The sequence below is a fragment of the Rhodococcus sp. GB-02 genome (assembly GCF_053470465.1).
On record NZ_JBPUKE010000002.1, the window covers coordinates 859,392 to 879,380 of the forward strand.

19 protein-coding genes are annotated in these 19,989 nt (G+C 61.9%); 6 read left to right on the forward strand and 13 right to left on the reverse strand.

The window, feature by feature from the left end:
- The first annotated feature begins 175 nt into the window (after positions 1 to 175).
- Genes ACSW29_RS17250 through ACSW29_RS17265 form a run of 4 tightly spaced genes read left to right on the forward strand, consistent with a single transcriptional unit; the run spans position 176 to position 3,844 of the window.
- Positions 176 to 823 carry an ABC transporter permease gene (locus ACSW29_RS17250; RefSeq protein WP_054187726.1) on the forward strand — a complete coding sequence of 216 codons (648 nt, stop codon included), beginning with the start codon at positions 176 to 178 and terminating at the stop codon, positions 821 to 823.
- Entirely contained in the window at positions 820 to 2,031 is a 1,212-nt protein-coding gene (locus ACSW29_RS17255; protein WP_007731456.1) for an ATP-binding cassette domain-containing protein, read from the forward strand. Before ACSW29_RS17250 ends, ACSW29_RS17255 begins: the two co-directional genes overlap by 4 nt.
- 2 nt (positions 2,032 to 2,033) lie before the next feature.
- Positions 2,034 to 2,852, forward strand: a complete 819-nt coding sequence (locus ACSW29_RS17260) for an ABC transporter permease (protein WP_003939758.1) — start codon at positions 2,034 to 2,036, stop codon at positions 2,850 to 2,852.
- Complete coding sequence (locus ACSW29_RS17265) at positions 2,849 to 3,844, forward strand: glycine betaine ABC transporter substrate-binding protein (protein ID WP_347874636.1); 996 nt, start codon at positions 2,849 to 2,851, stop codon at positions 3,842 to 3,844. Before ACSW29_RS17260 ends, ACSW29_RS17265 begins: the two co-directional genes overlap by 4 nt.
- Before the next feature lie 27 nt (positions 3,845 to 3,871).
- On the opposite strand, the gene ACSW29_RS17270 is transcribed toward ACSW29_RS17265, so the two are convergent.
- Both ACSW29_RS17270 and ACSW29_RS17275 read right to left on the reverse strand, forming a co-directional pair.
- Positions 3,872 to 4,648 carry a trans-aconitate 2-methyltransferase gene (locus ACSW29_RS17270; RefSeq protein WP_448277821.1) on the reverse strand — a complete coding sequence of 259 codons (777 nt, stop codon included), beginning with the start codon at positions 4,646 to 4,648 and terminating at the stop codon, positions 3,872 to 3,874.
- Positions 4,649 to 4,692: 44 nt separating this feature from the next.
- A complete protein-coding gene (locus ACSW29_RS17275; protein ID WP_448277822.1) occupies positions 4,693 to 5,739 on the reverse strand; it encodes a phosphatidylinositol-specific phospholipase C domain-containing protein in 1,047 nt (348 codons plus the stop codon).
- Between the two features lie 192 nt (positions 5,740 to 5,931).
- On the opposite strand from ACSW29_RS17275, the gene ACSW29_RS17280 reads away from it, so the two are divergent.
- Positions 5,932 to 7,470: an acyl-CoA synthetase gene (locus tag ACSW29_RS17280; RefSeq protein WP_448277823.1), complete on the forward strand. Its 1,539-nt coding sequence runs from the start codon at positions 5,932 to 5,934 to the stop codon at positions 7,468 to 7,470.
- A 19-nt stretch (positions 7,471 to 7,489) separates the two neighbouring features.
- Here the strand turns inward: ACSW29_RS17280 and ACSW29_RS17285 are convergent, their stop codons facing one another.
- From ACSW29_RS17285 to ACSW29_RS17335, 11 genes are all read right to left on the reverse strand, one after another.
- Positions 7,490 to 8,554, reverse strand: a complete 1,065-nt coding sequence (locus tag ACSW29_RS17285) for an acyl-CoA dehydrogenase family protein (protein ID WP_448277824.1) — start codon at positions 8,552 to 8,554, stop codon at positions 7,490 to 7,492.
- Complete coding sequence (locus tag ACSW29_RS17290) at positions 8,551 to 9,678, reverse strand: acyl-CoA dehydrogenase family protein (protein WP_448277825.1); 1,128 nt, start codon at positions 9,676 to 9,678, stop codon at positions 8,551 to 8,553. The genes ACSW29_RS17285 and ACSW29_RS17290 overlap by 4 nt, the downstream gene beginning before the upstream one ends.
- A 1,022-nt stretch (positions 9,679 to 10,700) precedes the next feature.
- On the reverse strand, positions 10,701 to 11,759 hold the full coding sequence (locus ACSW29_RS17295) for a hypothetical protein (protein WP_448277826.1): 1,059 nt from the start codon (positions 11,757 to 11,759) through the stop codon (positions 10,701 to 10,703).
- Position 11,760: 1 nt separating this feature from the next.
- The gene (locus ACSW29_RS17300; RefSeq protein WP_448277827.1) at positions 11,761 to 12,372 is read right to left on the reverse strand and encodes a signal peptidase I; all 612 of its coding nucleotides are present in this window, start codon (positions 12,370 to 12,372) and stop codon (positions 11,761 to 11,763) included.
- A complete protein-coding gene (locus ACSW29_RS17305; protein ID WP_230815448.1) occupies positions 12,369 to 12,974 on the reverse strand; it encodes a SipW-dependent-type signal peptide-containing protein in 606 nt (201 codons plus the stop codon). Before ACSW29_RS17305 ends, ACSW29_RS17300 begins: the two co-directional genes overlap by 4 nt.
- A 9-nt stretch (positions 12,975 to 12,983) precedes the next feature.
- The gene (locus ACSW29_RS17310) at positions 12,984 to 13,655 is read right to left on the reverse strand and encodes a signal peptidase I (protein ID WP_448277828.1); all 672 of its coding nucleotides are present in this window, start codon (positions 13,653 to 13,655) and stop codon (positions 12,984 to 12,986) included.
- 65 nt (positions 13,656 to 13,720) lie between these two features.
- On the reverse strand, positions 13,721 to 14,263 hold the full coding sequence (locus ACSW29_RS17315; RefSeq protein WP_019745195.1) for a hypothetical protein: 543 nt from the start codon (positions 14,261 to 14,263) through the stop codon (positions 13,721 to 13,723).
- Between the two features lie 15 nt (positions 14,264 to 14,278).
- On the reverse strand, positions 14,279 to 14,776 hold the full coding sequence (locus tag ACSW29_RS17320; protein ID WP_448277829.1) for an alternate-type signal peptide domain-containing protein: 498 nt from the start codon (positions 14,774 to 14,776) through the stop codon (positions 14,279 to 14,281).
- Positions 14,777 to 14,994: 218 nt separating this feature from the next.
- A complete protein-coding gene (locus ACSW29_RS17325) occupies positions 14,995 to 15,936 on the reverse strand; it encodes an Ig-like domain-containing protein (protein ID WP_448277830.1) in 942 nt (313 codons plus the stop codon).
- A gap of 728 nt (positions 15,937 to 16,664) precedes the next feature.
- Positions 16,665 to 18,260, reverse strand: a complete 1,596-nt coding sequence (locus ACSW29_RS17330) for an amidohydrolase (protein ID WP_448277831.1) — start codon at positions 18,258 to 18,260, stop codon at positions 16,665 to 16,667.
- Positions 18,257 to 19,216, reverse strand: a complete 960-nt coding sequence (locus ACSW29_RS17335) for a DMT family transporter (RefSeq protein ID WP_448277832.1) — start codon at positions 19,214 to 19,216, stop codon at positions 18,257 to 18,259. Before ACSW29_RS17335 ends, ACSW29_RS17330 begins: the two co-directional genes overlap by 4 nt.
- A gap of 51 nt (positions 19,217 to 19,267) precedes the next feature.
- On the opposite strand from ACSW29_RS17335, the gene ACSW29_RS17340 reads away from it, so the two are divergent.
- Entirely contained in the window at positions 19,268 to 19,825 is a 558-nt protein-coding gene (locus ACSW29_RS17340; RefSeq protein ID WP_448277833.1) for a TetR/AcrR family transcriptional regulator, read from the forward strand.
- Positions 19,826 to 19,989 lie beyond the last annotated feature (164 nt).

Sequence of the window (19,989 nt, forward strand, 5' to 3'; positions counted from 1 at the left end):
AGAACAACATCCGACACGCTGCAATCGGAATTAGTTGCAGTATCTCAGTTTTTGGACGACAGTCGAGGGAAACCCCTCGGCCTACTGAGGCTGTGGGGAAAGCCCTTGTGCGCCGGTCGGTGTCGAGGGAAGACGTTCGAGCGAGCAGAAGTCCGAAGAAAGTGGGTTCGGAAATATGGGCGCGCTATGGGATTTTGTCGTTGCACGACGACAACAGTTGTTGACCGACTCGTACCTTCATGTTTCAGCAGTTATCCAGTCCGTGATCATCGCGACGATCGCCGCCGTGATCATCGGCATTCTCGTCTACCGGAGCCCGGCGGGATCCTCCATCGCTACGGCGTTGGCCAGCACGATCCTGACGGTTCCTTCATTCGCTCTCCTCGGACTGCTCATTCCGATTCTCGGTCTCGGCGTCGCTCCCACGATCACCGCGTTGATCTTGTATGCCCTGCTCCCGATCATTCGGAACACCATCATCGGTCTGGATGCGGTCAACCCGGCGATCACGGACGCAGCCCGCGGTGTCGGAATGAATCGCATGCACGTACTGAGTCGAATCGAGCTACCGATCGCGTGGCCGTCGATCCTCACCGGCATGCGGGTCAGCACACAGATGCTCATGGGCATCCTCGCCATCGCGGCGTACGCCAAGGGGCCTGGTCTGGGAAACCTGATCTTCTCCGGACTCTCGCGTGTCGGTAGCCCGAACGCTGTTCCTCAAGCGCTGGTCGGCACCGTACTGATCGTCATTCTCGCTCTGATTCTCGACGGAATCTACGTCGTCATCGGTCGTCTCACTACTTCGAAGGGGCTGCAATGACTGAAACCATTCCGTCTGACGTATCCACAGATCAGAAGGTATCCGGGGTCGAGATCGTCCTGGAGTCCGTCACCAAGCGGTACCCGGGCCAGAAAGCTGCAGCGGTGGACAATGTTTCGCTGACTGTTCCGGCCGGTGAGATCGTGGTCTTCGTCGGACCTTCGGGTTGCGGCAAGACGACGACGATGCGCATGATCAACCGTCTGATCGAACCTACCTCCGGCAAGATCACCATCGACGGCAAGGACGCGCTGTCGATCGACCCGGACAAGCTCCGCCGCGGCATCGGGTACTCGATCCAGCAGGCAGGCTTGTTCCCGCACTTCACGATTGCGAAGAACGTCGCGACTGTCCCGGGTCTCATCGGTTGGGACAAGAAACGTATCGCAGCGCGCACCGACGAGATGCTCGACCTCGTCGGCCTCGATCCCGATACCTATCGCGACCGCTACCCTCGCCAGTTGTCCGGTGGGCAGCAACAGCGTGTGGGCGTGGCGCGGGCGCTGGCCGCCGATCCCCCGGTGCTGTTGATGGACGAACCTTTCGGTGCCGTCGACCCGATCACCCGCGGCCTGCTCCAGGACGAACTGATGCGTCTGCAGTCGGAGTTGGGTAAGACCATCGTCTTCGTCACCCACGATTTCAACGAGGCAGTCAAACTCGGTGACCGTATTGCCGTGCTGGGCAATCAGTCCAGCATCATGCAGTACGACACTCCGGAAGCGATTCTCGCCAATCCCGCAAACGACATGGTCGCGGGATTTGTCGGGGCGGACGCCTCGCTCAAGCAGCTGACCCTGACACGCGTGCGCCAGATCAAACTCAAGCAGTGCCTCACCGCCCGCGAAACCGATTCGGTCGATGATCTGAGAACCGCACTCGCAGCGCGTAAGTGGAAGTGGGCCCTGATTCTCGATCAGCGTGGACGGCCGCTTCGCTGGGTCTCACCCGGCCACCTCGCCCATGCGTCGACTCTTCGAGGTGTCGGGAACGAGATCGGCGAAGCCGTGTCCATCCAGTCCACCCTGCAGGATGCGTTGGAAGCTCTTCTCGCCGAAAGCAATGCGTCCACCGTGGTCACCGGACGGCGTGGCGAGTACGTCGGTCTCATCACCATCGACACACTGGTCAGCCATCTCTCCGAGATGCGCGAGGAGCATGCGCACGACCACGACGAAGAGCCAGACACCGAGAACGTCGAGGGTTGAACATGACTGCCACGACAGAGGAGCGCGTCTCCGCGCCTGAGATGGAACCGGACGCCCCCGACCTGGGTGCGGCCGAGAACGCCGCCACGCGCCGTGCGGAACGGATGCGACTGTATGTGCAGCCGGTCATCGTCCTGATCCTGGTTGCGGGCGTGTTGATCTGGGCATTCAGCCGTGATCTCAACGCGACGCAAAAGGCGAGCATCAATCTCGACAACATCGTCACACTGACCTGGCAGCACGTACTGATCACCGCCGCCGTGGTCATCATCGTCGTAGCCATCGCGGTTCCACTAGGAACTCTGCTGACCAGGCCGAAATTCACCCGGCTGGCACCGTTCTTCGTGGGAATAGCCAACATCGGAGCCGCGGCGCCTGCCATCGGCCTGCTCGTGCTGTTCTATCTCGCAACAAGAACGACGGGCTTCTGGATCGGCGTGTTTCCCATTGCGTTCTATTCGCTGCTTCCGGTGCTGCGCAACACCATCCTCGGCTACCAGCAAGTGGACAAAACCTTGATCGACGCGGGGCGCGGGCAAGGAATGTCTTCGCTCACGGTCCTACGTCAACTCGAGTTCCCGATGGCTGTCCCGTACATCCTTGCAGGACTGCGCACTTCGCTCGTTCTGGCCGTCGGTACCGCGACGCTGTGCTTCCTGGTCAGTGCCGGCGGACTCGGCATTCTGATCGACACCGGATACAAGCTCCGCGACAACGTCACCCTCGTTGTCGGTGCCGTACTGGCGGTGTCGTTGGCCTTGCTGATCGACTGGCTCGGCGCGCTCGCCGAAACTTATCTCGGGCCCAAGGGATTGCGATGACCAAGACTTCGATCACCAGAACGTGGGGCTGGAAACTCGCGGTTGCCACGATCGGCCTCACACTTGTCGCTTCCTGTGGCCTCGAATCCGGTGGCGCACTGCCCCTGGCCGTCGGCCCCGGCAGCATCGAGCCGGTTCCGGAGCTCGAGGGTGTGAAGATGACCGTCGGCTCCAAGGACTTCACCGAGCAGATCGTGCTCGGGTACGTCATCGAATTCGCGATGGCCGCTGCGGGCGCCGATGTCCGCGATCTCACGAACATCCAGGGCTCGAACAGCACCCGTGACGCACAGTTGAACGGGCAGATCGATCTTGCGTACGAATACACCGGAACAGGCTGGATCAACTACCTCGGCAACGAGACTCCACTTCCCGATTCACAGGCACAGTTCGAGGCCGTCCGTGATGCGGACCTTGCTGCGAACGACATGGTGTGGACCGATCCGGCGCCGATGAACAATACGTATGCATTGGCGATGAGCAAGGAGACCGCTGAGAAGACCGGTGTCAAGACCGTTTCCGACTACGCGAAGTTGGTCGAATCCGATCCCGGAGCTGCGGTGACGTGCGTCGAGACCGAGTTCAACGTCCGCCAGGACGGATACCCCGGCCTGGCAGAGAAATACGGATTCGACGCCTCACGTGCCCAGCGCCAGATCCTGCAGACCGGCATCATCTACCAGGCGACAGCCGACAGCGATCAGTGCAAGTTCGGCGAGGTGTTCACCACCGACGGCCGCATCATCGCACTCGATCTCGTTCTGCTCGAAGACGATCTGCAGTTCTTCCCGAAATACAATCCGGCACTGGTCATGAAAAAGGACTTCGCGGAGGCACATCCGCAGGTTGCCGAAGTCATGGCGCCGATCTCGGAGCGACTGACCAACGAGGTGATGACCGAGCTCAACCGGCAGGTCGACGTCGACGGCAAGGAGCCGGCGGATGTGGCCCGCGACTGGCTGGTCTCGGAAGGCTTTGTCACCGCTGAGTGATCGACTGACTGCAACCCAGCCGAGTAGTTACCGCTTGCGTCCGACGCAGAACACCCGCCGGAACGGAAAGAGCGTTCCGGCGGCTGTTGCGGGGTAGGCCTCCCGCAGCAGATCGGAATACTGGCGCTCGAACTCCGGAGCGTCAGCCTCGCCGAGAACGTCGAGCACGGGCCGTAACCCCGTCCCCCGTACCCATCCGAGCACCGGATCGGCACCTGCCAGCACATGGACGTATGTCGTCTCCCAGGCGTCGACGTCGAATCCGTGTTCCTGCAGACGCTGCGCGTACGCAACCGGACTGTCGACGCCTTCCGGGCCGCGTAGGACGCCGCCCAGTCGCTCGCTCCATTCCGCGGACTCCGCGAGGCTTCGCATGAGCGCATGTGACGGTGCATCGAAGTTTCCTGGAACCTGCCACGCCAGCCACGACCCGGATACCAGGGTGTCCGCCCACTGGTCGATCAGCTCGCGGTGGCTCGGAACCCACTGCAATGCAGCGTTACTGACGACCACGTCGTAACCCGTGGCATCGAAGGACATGATGTCCCCCAACTCGACGGTGACGTTTCCCGGTAGGTCTGTCGGGGCCTGCGCCACCATTTCGGGAGACGAATCGAAACCGGATACCGAGGCGTCCGGCCATCGTTCCCCCAGCATCGCGGTCAAGCTACCTGATCCGCAGCCGAGGTCGGCTACCCGCATCGGGTCTTCGGTCGCCACCCGTGACACCAGGTCCACGAACGGGCGTGACCGCTCACCCGAATAGCGGCCGTAGACTTCGGGATTCCACGTGACAGTGCGCATGAACCCATCCTGCACCCTGTTCCTGAGAATTGCCGCCCTCGAGATCACCGACGCGGCACCACGGCGGACAGTACGTTCGGCAACCTCGACCAGTCCGCGGTGATGTAACTTGCGTGCTCACCTGCCAACAGCTCGAGTCGCTCGCTCGCCTCGGCTTCCGAGGCATGGGATCCGTCGATCTGCGGAACGACCTTGTGCGCGTCGGTCATGACGAGCAGGTATCCACGATCGTGGTACCACTGCGGATCCACAACGCCCGAGGTGTAATCGAGGGCGTCGCCGTCGAAGATCACGAACCACGGGCGGATGCCCGGGTCGGCGTAACGGTCGATTCGTGGGTCTCTCGGTGACGCCCGGTGAACAGCGGGAAAGGCGGCGCCGAGTTGGACGAGCCCGGCAGCGGACAGATCTCGCAAATGCGTCGCGTACTGCCGGTCGGTCCACTCCGCGTCGAGCGGGTTTCCCTCCTCGATCGTTCCCGGAATCAGCTCGAACAGAAATTTGCCGGTCATCTCGGACATGCTCGGCCATCCACGGTCGGTGACGGCGGCATCCGGGGTCGAGTAGGACTCACCCATCAGATCGGATGGAGTGAAGACCGCGTCGCCGAGAGTCCCGAGAATCAAGGCGTCGAGATCGGCAGGTCCGCGTCCGTAGCCGGTGGTGAACCCGTCCTTGAGTTCCAACTTGATCATCACCGGAGGATGCTCGGGGTCGGCTTCGTGCCACGCCCGCATATCTGCCAGGCATCCGCGCAGTCCCTGATCTCGCAGACCACTTCGCAACCCGGATGCGTCCTGCGCACCGACGCAGTTGCTGTCACTCGCCACCGGATTCATGTGCGAGACACGCCAGTCCGGACCACCGCCGTTGGTCCACAGATCCAATTCGAGCAGCGAGGCCCCGGAGTCCAAAGCGTCGGCGAAGTACGGAAACGTCGCCTTCTCGTAGGAATTGTGGACGCCGACGGACGTGGTCTCGGAGAACGAGCGAGCTCGGTCCGCAGTCGTCTCGGCACCGGCGGTGGAAGCAGAGACGACCGAGACGACCGCCGCGAATGCACTCACACCGGCTACCAGAATTCCACGCATGTTCGACACTCTCGCAGAAATCACGCCGCTGCAGGACGGAATCGGAAGAGACAACTGGACAATCGTCCTAGACGGCATCGAGGGTGAGGCGCGGTCTCAGGCGGTGAGTGAAGGAAATTATCAGGCAAATAGCATCATGGCTGGAACTGATCCGAGTCGGAGCACTCGGCCCACACCCGCAGAAGGAATCGCATGCAGCTGACTCAATTCGTTCACCGATCCCTGCGAGCATCACCCGATGCGGTGATGACGATCTTCGACGGCCGGCTGCGCACGTGCCGGGAATCGGTGGACCGGATGAGCAGACTCGCCGGAGGGTTTCAGACTTTGGGCCTGCGCACCGGTGACAGAGTCGCAATCTTGGCATCGAACTCCGACTACTACCACGAGGCGCTCCTGGCCTGCTGGTGGTTCGGAGCAGTGGCCAGTCCGGTGAATTCTCGCTGGAGCACGGCGGAAATCATGTACGCCCTGGAAGATTCAGGATCGACGGTATTACTCGTGGACGAGAACTTTGCTTCCGTCGGATCTACCCTTCGCGAGGCGTGTCCGGGCCTGACCACTGTCGTCTACTGCGGCAGCGGCCCGGTTCGCGACGGAATGCTCGACTACGAACGGGTGATCGCGGAGGCGACTCCGGTCGACGATCTGCGCGTCGGCGGCGACACGCTGGCACTACTCCTCTACACCGGTGGGACCACCGGAGTGCCGAAGGGCGTGATGATCAGTCATCAAGCGCTGATGACCTCGGCGCTTGGTACTCTCGCGGCAGGCAGCGTGGCTGTCAGCAACGGAACAAACCTCGCGATCAACCCTCTGTTTCACATCGCCGGGATAGTTGGATGGTTGGCTCAGTCGCTGATGGGTGGCACCCAGGTGTTCATGCCGAACTTCAGCCCACGGACGTTCCTCGGGGCCGTGGACCGCCATCGCCCGACAACCGTGGGTCTGGTGCCGACAATGCTCCAGATGTTGGTCGCCCACGAAAACGAAACGGGCGAAGACGCAACCACCTACGATCTGTCCAGCGTCAGGATCCTGAGATACGGCGCCTCGCCCATTTCGCCGACGCTTCTCGAACGAGTCATGCAAATGTTCCCCAACAGCTCGTTTGTGCAGGGCTACGGGATGACTGAAACCGCGCACATCAGCATGCTGAGCCCGGCTGATCACCTCGAAGGTGGTGATCTCCTCCGCAGCGCCGGTCGAGTACTGCCGCACTGCGAGGTGAAAATCGTCGACCCGACCGGCGCGGAACTCCCACCCGGCGAGGTGGGCGAAATCGTCACGTTCGGCAGCCACGTCATGCTCGGATACTGGAACAAACCGAAAGAGACCGCAGAAGTGCTCCGCGACGGGTGGATGCATACCGGCGACGCCGGATACCTCGACGCCCGCGGTTACCTGTTCATCGTCGATCGCATCAAGGACATGATCGTCACCGGTGGCGAGAACGTCTACTCCACCGAGGTCGAAAACGCTCTGGCACAACATGAATCCGTCGCGGCCTGTTCCGTGATCGGCCTGCCCGATACCCAGTGGGGCGAGCGTGTCCATGCCGTAGTCGTCCTTCGGCATGGTTTCGACGCCGACGCCGACGAACTGCGCGCTCACGTGAAAACGCTGATAGCCGGTTACAAATCTCCGCGTACCTTCCAATTCGTCGATGCATTGCCACTGTCGGCAGCAGGCAAGATACTGAAGCGCGATCTTCGTTGCAACGCAACGTAATCCTCTACGACAGTCAGGATTACAGCTGCAATGTCGGTTCTGGGTCAGTAAACAAGCGGTGCAGTGAGGGCGATGCAGCTACGGCCTCTCCCAGTTGCGTCGCGCTCGCGATTTCGTCGCCGAACTCCGATCGCCAGGCATGCAGTCGTCGGGTGAGTTGTTGCAAGCGGTATTCGCGGGTCATGCCGATCGCACCGTGTGCCTGGTGGGCGGCGCGCACGCTCGCGAGCGCATTCTGCGAAACCACCAATTTGGTTGCACACACTTCGAAGTCGGCGTCGCGACGGGTGAGCGCGTGCGCCGTGCGATCCACGGCCAGTGTGGACATCGATGCCATCTGTGCGAGGGTGACGATGTGCTGCTGGACGGCTTGGAACTGCGCGATGGGCCTACCGAACTGCACCCGCTCCGACACGTAGCGACGGGTCAACGTCGACACCGACTCCATGGCTCCTGCCATCTGTACCGAGCGCAAGAAGGCACCGAGTCTGCTGAGAATCCGGGCATCGACCGGGTTGTCGCCGTCAACGGTCCGCGCTTCTGCGAACGTCAGGCTCTCACGCGGTTGCCCCGCAAGATCCGTCCCGGAACCGATCTCGGCATCGGAAATGTTCAGGAGTACAACGCGATCACCGAGAACTGCCGCCAACACTGATGCGGCGCTACCCCACGGCACATCGTGGAAGGTTCCCGATACGAGGCCGTCGCCGATCCGACGCACATCGTCGCGCGGCGAACCCGGGGCGACCGTTGCGATTCCGGAGGGCACGGGTAACCCGGCCGCTGTTGCCAGCCTGCCCGCGAGGTACGTCTCGGCGAGCGGCAACGGCGCAGCGTGCCTCGCGGCGGCACGCTGGACAGTCACGGCGTCGAGGAGCGAGCCACCGGAACCACCAACGGATTCGGGAAGACCGACCAGCGGCAACCCCAGTTCCACTGCCGCGCTCCATAATCCGGTGGGCAGACCGTCGATCTCCGCCTGCGCTACCACCTCGGTGCCGGACTTCTCGGCGAAAAATTGCTCGACCATCGATTCGAGGTCGGCGTCGAATGTGTACTCGTTGATCTCTGACCCCGAATTCATCGGTTCAACCCTTTCACGATCACGGTGCGGAGAATTTCATTGGTGCCGCCGCGAATCGACCACGACGGTGCCACCAGCACGGCCCGGGCGAGCAGCGACTCGTACGGATCGTCGGATGCAAGGTCTGGAGCCCGGCCGAGGTGCCGCGCGATGGTCGCAACACAGTCCTGTTCGAAGCGTGTTGCCATCTCCTTGATCAGCGCCGCCTCCGTGACCGGCGAGCGACCGGAGTCGACCATCCGTGCAATGGACAGTGACATCCCACGAAAAGCCCAGCAGCGCACTGCAATCGAGCCCAGATCGGCCAGGGCCGCGGGGCCACCCTGCGCCGCCTGGTTGGCTGCCCAGTTCTCGAGGACCGGCATCAGCGACATCCAACGGTCGACGCCACCTCGCTCGAGTGCGAGTTCACCGGTGTTTTGTCCCCAGCCCGCTCCGACGTCGCCGAGGCGACGCGAGTCCGGCACGAAAACGTCCTGAAACGACACCTCGCAGAAATCCTCGCTTCCGTCGATGAACGGAATGGGTGAGACGGTCAGGCCCTCGCTGTCGCGATCGACGATCAGCTGAGTGAGTCCATTGTGCTTGTCTGTCGAGGTTCGAAGCAGGGCGAGTATGTGTGTGGCGTGGAAGGCGCCCGTAGTCCAGATCTTGGTGCCGTTGACTTTCCAGCCACCATCGACACGTTCGGCGCGAGTGCGTACCGATGCCAGGTCCGAACCCGAGTCGGGCTCACTCATCCCGATCGAGAACGAGAACTCACCGCTCGCGATACCGGGAAGGAAGTACCGCTTCTGTTCTTCCGTGCCGTTGGCGGCGATGCTCGGACCCGACTGTCTGTCTCCGATCCAGTGGTAACCAACCGGCGCTCCCCGCGCGAGAAGTTCTTCCACGACGACCAATCGATCCACTGCTGACCGTCCGCCCCCACCGTATTCCTTCGGCAGCGACATGCCGAGCCACCCACGGCTACCGAGATCTCGCGAGAACACCGGATCCACCGCCCCGGACATCCCGAGTCCGAGTGGGTAGCTTCCGGGGGTGAGCCGCTTGTCGAGGTACTCCCGTACTTGTGCCTGAAGATCGAGTTCCTCGGTCGTCAGTTCTGTTGCGTCGAAACGCATGAACGTCTCCGATCAGTTGAATGTGTCGATCCGCCACCCGTGGCGGATACACGAAATTTTCATGCACCCAGCAGCAGGGCGCAGCCGATCTCCAACAGTCTCTCCGACAGGTCGTCAGGACGGAAGAAGTTGGCGGCTCCACAACCGTCAGAGCAGCACTGACAGTGATTCTGGCTGTCGTGGGTTCGAGCCCCGGACGAACGCCGTCGAGCATCTTGACCCACAGCGCGACGTACTCACGTTGATTCTGTTCACACGTGCGGCGGAACTTGTCCGGAAACTAGTCGAGTTCACTGATTCCACCGCTGCGAGTGCGCGCGGCCCTTCTGGCAATTGTTTCAGCGCTTGCAGGCCAATCTGTTCCGTGATCTGCGAAACTATCGAATTGACAAGCTGTTGCAGATTTGGGAAACGAATACACGTCCGCCATCAGCTCGAAGTCGATCATCCCCCGCCGAAATCCGCGCCTACCTGTCAGCCAATGCTTGCCCACTGCAATTCCGGGTGGCCGAACTGCAAATCCTCTTAGGAGCCATACGACTTCACCAGGTTCGTGCGATTAGCCGACACTCCGGTGCGCGGATTCCACGATGAGAGGTCGATTTCGGCGGCTTCCGTGGCAGCGACCAATCGATACTGAAATAGCAATGCCGCATATGATTTGGGGCTGCGCCCACTGGTTCGAGCTTCTTCGACGAGTGTTTGCACGGTGCCTAGGCCCGTCGGCAACGCGGGATGGACGATTTACACTCGGCGAGTTCGGATACCGACCCTGATTTCTGTACCGACAGCAACGCAGACAGTGCAAGCGCGAATGCCATCGCCGCTGCGAGCGCTTTCGGCATCTCTCCACGCCGTTGCCACCTGTTGTTGCTTCATCCCGTTCGCGAGGCACCGAAACCTCCCCAGTAAGCAACTCATCGGTTTACCTATTACCCGCCACAATCAGAGCACGCGGATCAACGACTGTGCCCCCGGGTCCGGAGACTCGGGGGCACAATCGAGAGGTCAGTGATTAACTGCTACCCGAAGTCAGGCATGTTCTGACCGCTGTCCTTGTAGAACTTCCACGTGCCGTCCTGCGGCGACTCCATGATGCGGAAAACCTCGGTTGCCCCGACGATCCACAGCTGGCTGTTGTACCAGTGCAGAGTGGAGCCAGATTCGACACGGCCACTGGCGAGTTCGTTGCCGTCGGCATCGACGACCGCAACCTTGTTACCACCCGCAGTCCAGCCGCCGGTGAGGCCGCCACTCTCGACCGTGTCCGTGAGAACCGGCTTCGGATCAGCCGAGGGAGTGGTCTCCGGCGACGTGGTTTCCGGGGTGGTCGGTGCCGGAGTTGTCGTGCTCGGTGCCGTCGTGGTCGTGGTCTCGGTTGTGCTGGTCGGCTCGGTAGACGTTGTCGACTTGACGGTCTCGCTCGTGGACGGAGCTTGGGTGGTGTTCGCCTCCAACGCATCTGGCTCGTTCGGCACCATCGCTTCGGCCTGCATCCGGCTCAGAGGATTCGACCCGTTCGGCGCCGGTGTCGTCGGATCCCAGGTGTTGGTATTTTCCCATGCCTGGTTGGCCACCTGCGGACCACGATTACCCTCGCATTCGGTCCTGTTACTTACGAGGTCCTTATGGGTTATCTCGACAGATGACATGAAACCAGACGAGATCGCCGGCCCGTTCACGGTGTACACGCGCGCCCACATCACATTGCGACTGCCATGGGTAATTCCACTGATCGACGTTTGGCTCGCCGACAGATTATCCGTTCGAACGATGTAGCTCGGGTCGGATTTCCTGACGAAAACCACCTTGTATCCCGTGACACCTGGAACTGCGGGCCAGCTCAGGTTTGCTCTACGCCCCACTAGGTCTGCTCCTCCCGACGTTGAGCAGTTCACAGTCGAGGTCAACGGCGTCGGATAGAAGTTGCCCGTCGCCACCTGCGCACCAGTCGAATTGACCGCGTCAGTGGGATTGGCCATCGTCCCGGTGGTCTGAGCCAGGCCGAAAGCCATTGCGGCAGCGCCGCCGATAGCGATCAACGACCGCAGCGACTTCATGCGGGTGCTAGCCCGACGCATTTCAATCATTATGAGCCTCCTGAAGCTCCCCGCAGGTTTCGTCAGCATCGACGCGGGCGTCATTTGTAGTGGCGGCGCGGGCATTCTCCAGACGCCGGTCTTTAGTTCGTCCAAATGCGATGACCAGCACCGCGCCTATCAATCCGCCGCCGAGGAAAGTTGCGAGCGGACTGGAAAGCCAAGCAACGACGTAGCCGAGCCCGCCGACACTGGTGAACACGCGGTCTGCCTCGGTGATGGTGTAGGGCAGCCGATCAGCCACATTGTTGGCATCGCCCTTGAGCGTGGCGAGCACGGTGTCCGCTCCCGCCGGTTCGAGTTCGACCACGCGGTGGGTAATGCGCACACCTTGGTCGTTGTCGACGCTGATCACGTCGCCGACAGCGAGTTCGGTTGCAGGCACGGCCTTCGCCAGCGCCAGCGCACCTGTAGAAATTGCAGGCTCCATTGAACCCGAGCGAAAAACCAGCGGCTTGATCCCGAATATCAGGGATGCGAAAGTGGCGATGATGCAGATGAGCCCGGCGACCGCAGCCACATTCAAGGCAATTTCCTTGCCACGACTTCGTCCCACGGTCACCTCCTCATCAGTGCTGTCCATCTCGATAATCACTGCCCCGTTGCGGTGAAGTTGAAGCCCAGATCGGCGATCTTGAACCGCTCCGTCTGACCCGCGGTCGAATCGACGGTCACCTTGATGCACACCTGCTCCGAAACACCGGCAGCGAGTGATCTGCCGGAGACGAGTGTCGGGTTGCCGGAGAACGCCTGCTGCGTCCCGATGATCGGTCCTGAACAGGTACTGCCGTCGTTGGCGCCGGTCTGATGTAGGGAAACCTTGAGCTTCCCGATCAGCGCGGACGAGCCAGTGGCCGTTGCCGATACTGCCCACTGGAAGTTGGCTGTTCCGGTGTTCTGAACCGTCAATGCCCCGGCCTCACTCTGGCCTGGCAGCATGCTGTTGCGCTTGAGTTCGGTGAATTGGTGTGCAGGCCGCTGGTTGTCGACTTTCAGCTGGACCGACGAAGTGCTGAACATGCCGGTGGTCGCGGTAGCGCTATCGGACCACGCCGCCATCGTGCCGACAGCTCCGAGGCCCAGGACCATGCCGAGTGAGAGCACGGCCCGAGTACGTATCCAACCGGTCTCGCCCAGACGGCTTCGCATCCGCGCCCCGAGACGCGCGCCGCCGCCCGATTTCTGTTCTGTAGACATTCTGCTGTCCTATTTCGATTCGGAGTTTGGTGCCGATGGATCGGCGGGCAACACCGGCGCGCCGAGTTCAGGGCCGGAAAGATTCGGGTCGGTGCCACTTTCGTCGTCATCGGCCTTGCCCCGCTTGTCGCGGATGCCGCTGATGACCATCCACACCGCATACACAGCCAGGCCGGCAGCCACGCCTGTGGTGAGAATCGAACGCGATTGCCCGTTGATCACCGAGTTCACCCGGCCCAGATACGGCACCGAGTAGATGACACGACCACGGATCTGCTCGGGCACCAGCGACCACGAGTCGGCGACGGGGTTGTTGTCGCCGCGGGTGTGGATGCGACGCTCCCCTTCCCCGGTGTAGTAGATGCCCTCGATGCGGTGGGTGACCACCGCTGGATCGCCGGAGACGGGCTGGAACGTGATCACGTCCCCGGTGGTCAGATCCTCGTTGGGGGTCGGTTTGACCACGATGAGCGTGCCAGGGGGCATGGTCGGTTCCATCGAGCCGGTGAGAACCGTGTACGCAGTAGAGCCGGTAAGTCGAGGGATAACGACCATCACCGCGAGAACGCCGATCATCAACAGCAACAGCACCCACGAGACGATGGTGCGAGTCCACCACCAGAGGGTGGTCTTCTCGCCTGCGTCTTGTTCGGGATCATGTTGCTGCTCAGATGTTTCCACGTGTGCGCTGTGCCGGGGTCCATACTCGGCACGTTCGCCCGCGCGCCGGCTTCTCGCGGTGACGGTCATGACTGGCTCACAGAGCTTGCGTCGAACGTGAACGTCGCGTTGGACTGTTGGCTCGCTGCCGCGCCCTGGCCCAGCGTGGCCCGCAGGCACAGCACCTGCATCTGCCCGGCCGGAACCAACTGCTCGGAAAAGGCTGCGCCGTCCATGGCACCGTTGTAAAGCTCAGTGCCCACGTCACCAGTCGCGGTGCAGGCCGCCTCGTTGGCTACCTTGGCCACGCGCAGGCTCAGCGGCGGTGGGGTGGCGCCGTTGAGTACAACATCGGAAAGCACGTAGTTCATCTGCACGTTGCCGGAGTTGATCACCGGCAGGGGCATCTGAATGCTGTCGCCCGGGCCCTTGTTGTCCAACTTGAACCCATCGAGGTTGAACTGCTTGACCCCTTCACCGCCGGCAGAGATATCGAGCATGCCCGCCTGGATAGTGCCGCCGGTCGATTCTGCGGTATCGCGCCACAGCGCGCCGGTCTGCTGCACCGAGACGAACCCGATGAGCAGAACCGACGACGCTGCGATCGCCCATTTGTACTGGGTCTTCACGTGACCTTCTTTGGCTTAGTTGAGCGTCTGCTCGAGGGTGACCGAGGCTCCGGACAGCGTGGCTGCCTCGCCCGCACCGTCCGTGTTGGCGGTGTCCGTCTTGAACGTGATCGTGGTGGTGATATCCCGCGTGCCGGTGCCCGCGGTGACGCTTGCGTTCTGGCCACCGGCAGTCGCGACCTCCAGCTTGCTCGCGAGAGCCCCGGAAATACCGCCGACGGTCGGTGTGAGTGTGGCCTTGAGGTTGGTGCCGACGAGGTTGTAGTTGTACGTAGCGGTGTAGGTGAGGACGTCACCGGGGACGATCTTGTCGGTCGTCGGGTTGAATGCACTCCCGCCGAGCTTCCACACACCCGAGCCCGCCGCTTCGCTGATCGTCATCGAGCCTGCGGTGACGGCTTGGCTTCCGCCAGTGCCGGTCGATGCATTCCATGCCGCCATGGTGCCGGCGCCGCCTGCAAGCAGAACGGCAGCCGCACCAGCGGCGATCGCACCCTTTGTGGTCTTGTTCATCTGGTATTCCTCCTGTGCAGTTCGCGGCGGGACATCCGACGCGCTTGGTTGAGCCCGGGCCGTGCGGATGTGCACTCCGGTGAAACAGCCCCAGGAAGGGGCATGGGAAATGAAGCTGCCGAATTGAATTCGGTGACCGAGAAGGCTGGCGATGCGCGGAGATGGTCGAGATAGCCCCGCGCATCGCGAGGTCTAAGTGGCCGGTTGGGCCGGAGTGGTTATCCGCCGAGGCTTCCGAACAGGTCCAGGCTTCCGAGCGAACCGGTGCTACTGCCGAGCGAACCGCTGCTGCTGCCACCCGGATCGGTGTTTTTCGCCGTGACCTTGACCGTGACTCCCGCGGAGGCGGGGCTGGTCCCACCCGCATTAGTCGCAGTGGCCGTGATCGGATGGCTGCCGGGTGTGGTGATCGTCAGGTTGCAGCTGAAGTTCCCGCTCGTATCCGCGGTGGCGGTGCAGGTGGCACCCCCTCCGGTGACCGTGACAGTGCTGTTCGACTCTGCCTTGCCTGAGACCGTGACGGGTGTGCCCGCCTCTACCTCGGCGGTGTCCAGAGACAAGTCGGTCGGAGCACCGGGGGCTACCACAGCGGGCTCGCCCTCCACCAGGACCAGACCCCAGCCGGGGTTGATCTCGTATCCCTGCAGGACTTCGCCGGCCGGGATACCAATCATGAAACCGACCATCACGTTGACGTTCTGCGCGAGAGGCGTCTTCACCAGCTCGATCCGAGTCGCGGAATTCGCATCCGGTCCGATCACGAATTGCTGGCCGACCTGGCTGCCGATTTTGCCCCGCACCGTCGCAGTGCCCCCGCCCGAGACGGACCAGCCCTCACTGAAGAGTGTGAGCGTGGCGGGAAGGTCGCAGACATTGCGGACGTCGAAGGCCATCTGCGTGCCCTCATCTCCGGGGATCGGAATGTAGTCGGTTCCGTTGGGCCCGAAGGCTGGTGGCTTGACCCAGGGTCCACCGTTCTGGGACATCTCCAGGCACTGGTCCGTGATGTCGTCGCCCGGCGCGGCCGAGGCGATACCGGGTGCGAGCAGCGCACCCGAAGTCGCGAGGAGCAATGCAGCCGGCAGCGCCGCCAACACAGCAGTGGCGCGCCGAGGGAGACGGGATTCGTGTCCGTCCCCGACCGGGAAAAATCGAGGCATGTGAAGACTCATTTCATCTGTCCCGTTGCCGGGTATTGAGGTGAAGAGATGGCGGAACGAGGTACATCCGCCATCGGTGCCAAACATGTTGCAGAAAGCTTGCGAGTCGAACCGAGATGCTGTGCATGCCCTCGCTCCTGCATAGCTACTGTTCCACTTCGGATCAATTTTTATCACACGTATCAGCTTTCGTGGCGGTTTTCCTGGTCAAACGTTCAGTAGGAATTTCGACGTCCGCCGCGAGCGAATTCTGCACCCTGACCAGTGCAGTTAGAAAAAGTTAGCTGTGCATCATAACTAGTTCCCGGAAAACGATCTGTCGTCAAACGGGCGATTCGTTCCAATAGAAGCAAGAACACGTTCTACATACTCTTGGTATGTCCGAGAATCCTCACGAACGAACTCGCCGAGAACAGCGACCCTCGAGCAAACAGAAGGATCGAGCCGTTTCGAGTACCCACTGCATTTCGTTCACGAGCGCCACGGACACTGGCGCAATCGATAGCTGCGCCTCGCCGGATCGGCCGGCCATGACAAACTCTCGCGCGCTCCGAAACCAACACTCCACCAATAACTTTGTCCGACCATCGAATAGCGACTTGCCCCTGCTGCATCCAAAGCTGTGGACTGGGAAGCGAATTCGCTCCCCAGCCCACGTACATCTACAGTTACGAAGCCGGTAAGGAGTTGACTACCGGCACCCAATCCCAAGGTAAAACGACGAGCATCTACGCCTCGAAGACGGTCTCACCGCCGACAACCGTGCGCAGGACCGACAGTTCGTTCAATTCCTGAGAAGCGCTCCGCAACGGATCTCCGTCGAGCACAACAAAATCCGCCAAAAGTCCCACCGCTATCCGACCTTTGTCCGATGACTCACCGGTGAGACGAGCGGCAGCACTCGTGTAGCCGGCCAGCGCGTCGGACGTGGAAACCCGTTGCTCCGCACCCAGAACATGACCTTCTCGCGTCACTCGATGTACGGCTGTGTTCATGGTGAAGAGCGGGTTCACCGGAGTGACAGGGCAGTCGCAATGCAGCGCGTAGGCAAGCCCCGCCGCCACGACCGAGGCCACGGGGCTGATCCGCTCGCCGCGGCCCGGTCCGAGGAACCGATCACGGTGCCGGTCACCCCAGTAGTAGACGTGGTTCACGAAGATCGACGCCACCACCCCGAGTTCGACCATTCGCGCGATCTGATCTTCCCGCAACGTCTGAACGTGCTCGAGTCGATGTGTGACCTCGACGTCCGGGTGCGCTGCCCGCGCCGTGGCAATTGCGTCCAGTGCAAAATCGATGGCCTGATCACCATTGGTATGAATCGCAACCTGCCGGCCGGCAGCGTGATGTTCCTCGACGAGCGCCCCGAGCGCACCTGCCGGGATTGCCATTCCGCCGCAGTGGCATCCATCCAGATCGTGGTACGGCTCGGTCAGCGCCGCGGTGTGCAACTGGATCGACCCGTCCGAAATGAGTTTGACGCCACCCACCTGGACTCGGGTCGTCGGATCGGCGAGTTCGCCCAACTGATCGTGAACCCCGTGGCCGAGATAGAGGCGCGCACGCAGCCTCAGGTCACCTTCAGCATCCAGTTGCCGGTACGCCTCGTACATCTCGGCCGTGACGTACATGTCGTGGAAGCTCGTCACGCCCACCGACGCCATGACTTCCTGCGCCCGCAGCATCGCGATCTTGGACGCATCCGGGTTCATCTCCGGAACAAGGCCGTGCACCAGAGACATTGCCGGAACCTCGCACAGCTCACCGGTGGGTATACCGTCACTGTCGCGAACGATGACACCACCCTCCGGATCGACCGTTGCGGAATCGATCCCGGCCTTCTCCAGTGCGACCGAGTTGACGTAGATCCCGTGAGCAGACAAGTGCCGCACCAGAATCGGATGCTCGGTGGAAGCCTTGTCCAGATCAGCCGCGGTCAGGCCTCGATCTTCCGCCACGAGGCTGTCGTCGAAGCCCCACGCTTCGATCGGATCACCGACTGGTGTGATCGCGGCCCGCGCAGCCAACGCCGTGATCAACTTCTCGATGGTCGGGCACGCACTTGTCGTTGCGTCGACCCCACTGAGCATCAAACCCCACATCATCGGATGAAGGTGCGTCTCGATGAACCCCGGCACAACCACCGCGCCGGCGAGATCGACAACGGAAGTGTCGGAATCGGTCAGCGCCGAGATCTCGGCGTCAGTTCCGAGGGCAACGAATCGGCCGTCCTTGACCGCCACAGCGGTCGGGTTATCGCCGACCGGACCGTCCATGGGCCTGAAGTCGCCGTTGATGTAGATGTGGTCAGCCGCCGTGGTCATACGCTTGTCTCCATTCGTTTTCCGACAACAGTCGTCGAGGACTTCTTCGCGGGTATCCGCGTCGCCACAACCACTCCGGCCAAAATCATTCCGGCACCCGCGAGTTGGACGAGAGTTGGGGTCTGCGCGAGCAGCACCGCGCCGAACACCATCGCCGACGCCGATTGCAACACAAGGCTGGCGGCGACTGCACTGGCAGGCAGACGCTGACTGGCGCTGGCCACCAGCAGCCACCCGATCACCTGAGACACCAACGCGAGCAGCACAAGCCAGCCTTGAGCTGCGAGCGAAGGCGTCAGGTCCAAAGTTCCGCTCACGAGGCCGTAGACACCTGCCGTGAGGGCAGTGGCTCCGGTCGAGACGAACATCGGCAACGCCGTTCTGCCCGCCGCCCGAGTAGCCAGCCCCATGAGGAAGATGTAGACCGCGTAGGCACCTGCGGCGATCACGGCAAACGACGCTCCGACAGCAGGATTCGACCCTGTGAGCGTGGTACTCGTCCCGGCTACCAGAGCAACTCCGACAAAGAGCAACGGAAGGCTGGCGACCAGTTCCCGGCCGATCCGTTGGCGCAGAACAACATAGCCGAGGATTGCGACGAACAGCACCTGCAGGTTCAGGATCACAGTCGAAAGACCTGCTCCGATCGAATGAATCGACTCGTGCCAGAGCACCAGATCGATTCCGAGGAAAGCGCCGGCGAGTAGAGACTTCACGATCCAGGGCGCCGCCGTCGACGCTCGTGGTGACCGGCGGCGCTGGACGAGCACGAGCACGCCGAGGGGGATGAGCGCATAGAGACACCGAAAGAATGCACCCGTCGACGGAGACACTCCGGAGAGTTCGTAGAGCACCGAGGTCAACCCGAGGATGCACGCACCGGCGACGACTACGCGCAGGTCACGACGGCGTAGTTGATCGCCGGACCGCTCACGCGGCGATACCTCATCACTCATGGTGATAATGTATCACCCGCATGAGGCCTGTTATACGGGGAAGATGCGTGCATGAGAACTCCGGTTACCCGTGAACGCGTGATCGCTACCGCAGCCGACCTGGTCGACAGCAAGGGCGCCGACGCTCTGGTACTGAGTCAACTCGCCGAGACCCTCGACGTCCGGCAGTCAGCCCTGTACAAACACGTCGACGGGGTCGACGACGTCCACCATCAACTCAGCCTCCTCGCACGCAACCTTCTCGCCGAACAACTGCGTGCCGCCGCGGTCGGTCTCTCGCGCGACGACGCCGTCATGGCGCTCGCAGACGCGTGGCGCGCCTTCGTCCGAGCGCACCCCGGTCTCTACGCCATCACCGATCGCTACCCCACCGCTCCGCATCCCGATCTGGTCTCGGCCGTCGGCGAGGTGGTCGACGTCATCAACAAGGTGATCGCGGGATACGGTCTGAGCCCGGATGATTCGGAGCAGGCGGCGTGGTCTCTTCGTAGCGCGCTGCACGGTTTCTGCATCCTCGAATCGGTAGAAGGCCAACCGGCAGGAACCGACCCTGATCGGGTGTATCGACGACTGGTCGAACTTCTCTGCGCCGGTATTGCTCGTATGTAAATACGCGCTCCTGTTATCGTCGGATGAAACGACACAGACCAAAAGGATCAGACATGGTTGGTGAACTCGACATCTCCGGATAAACCGGGCATGACGGCCACCGGCAGACGCCTCGGAGCGCAGCCGTCGTGGCCATGTTGTCGTTCACTTACCCGACTCCTTGC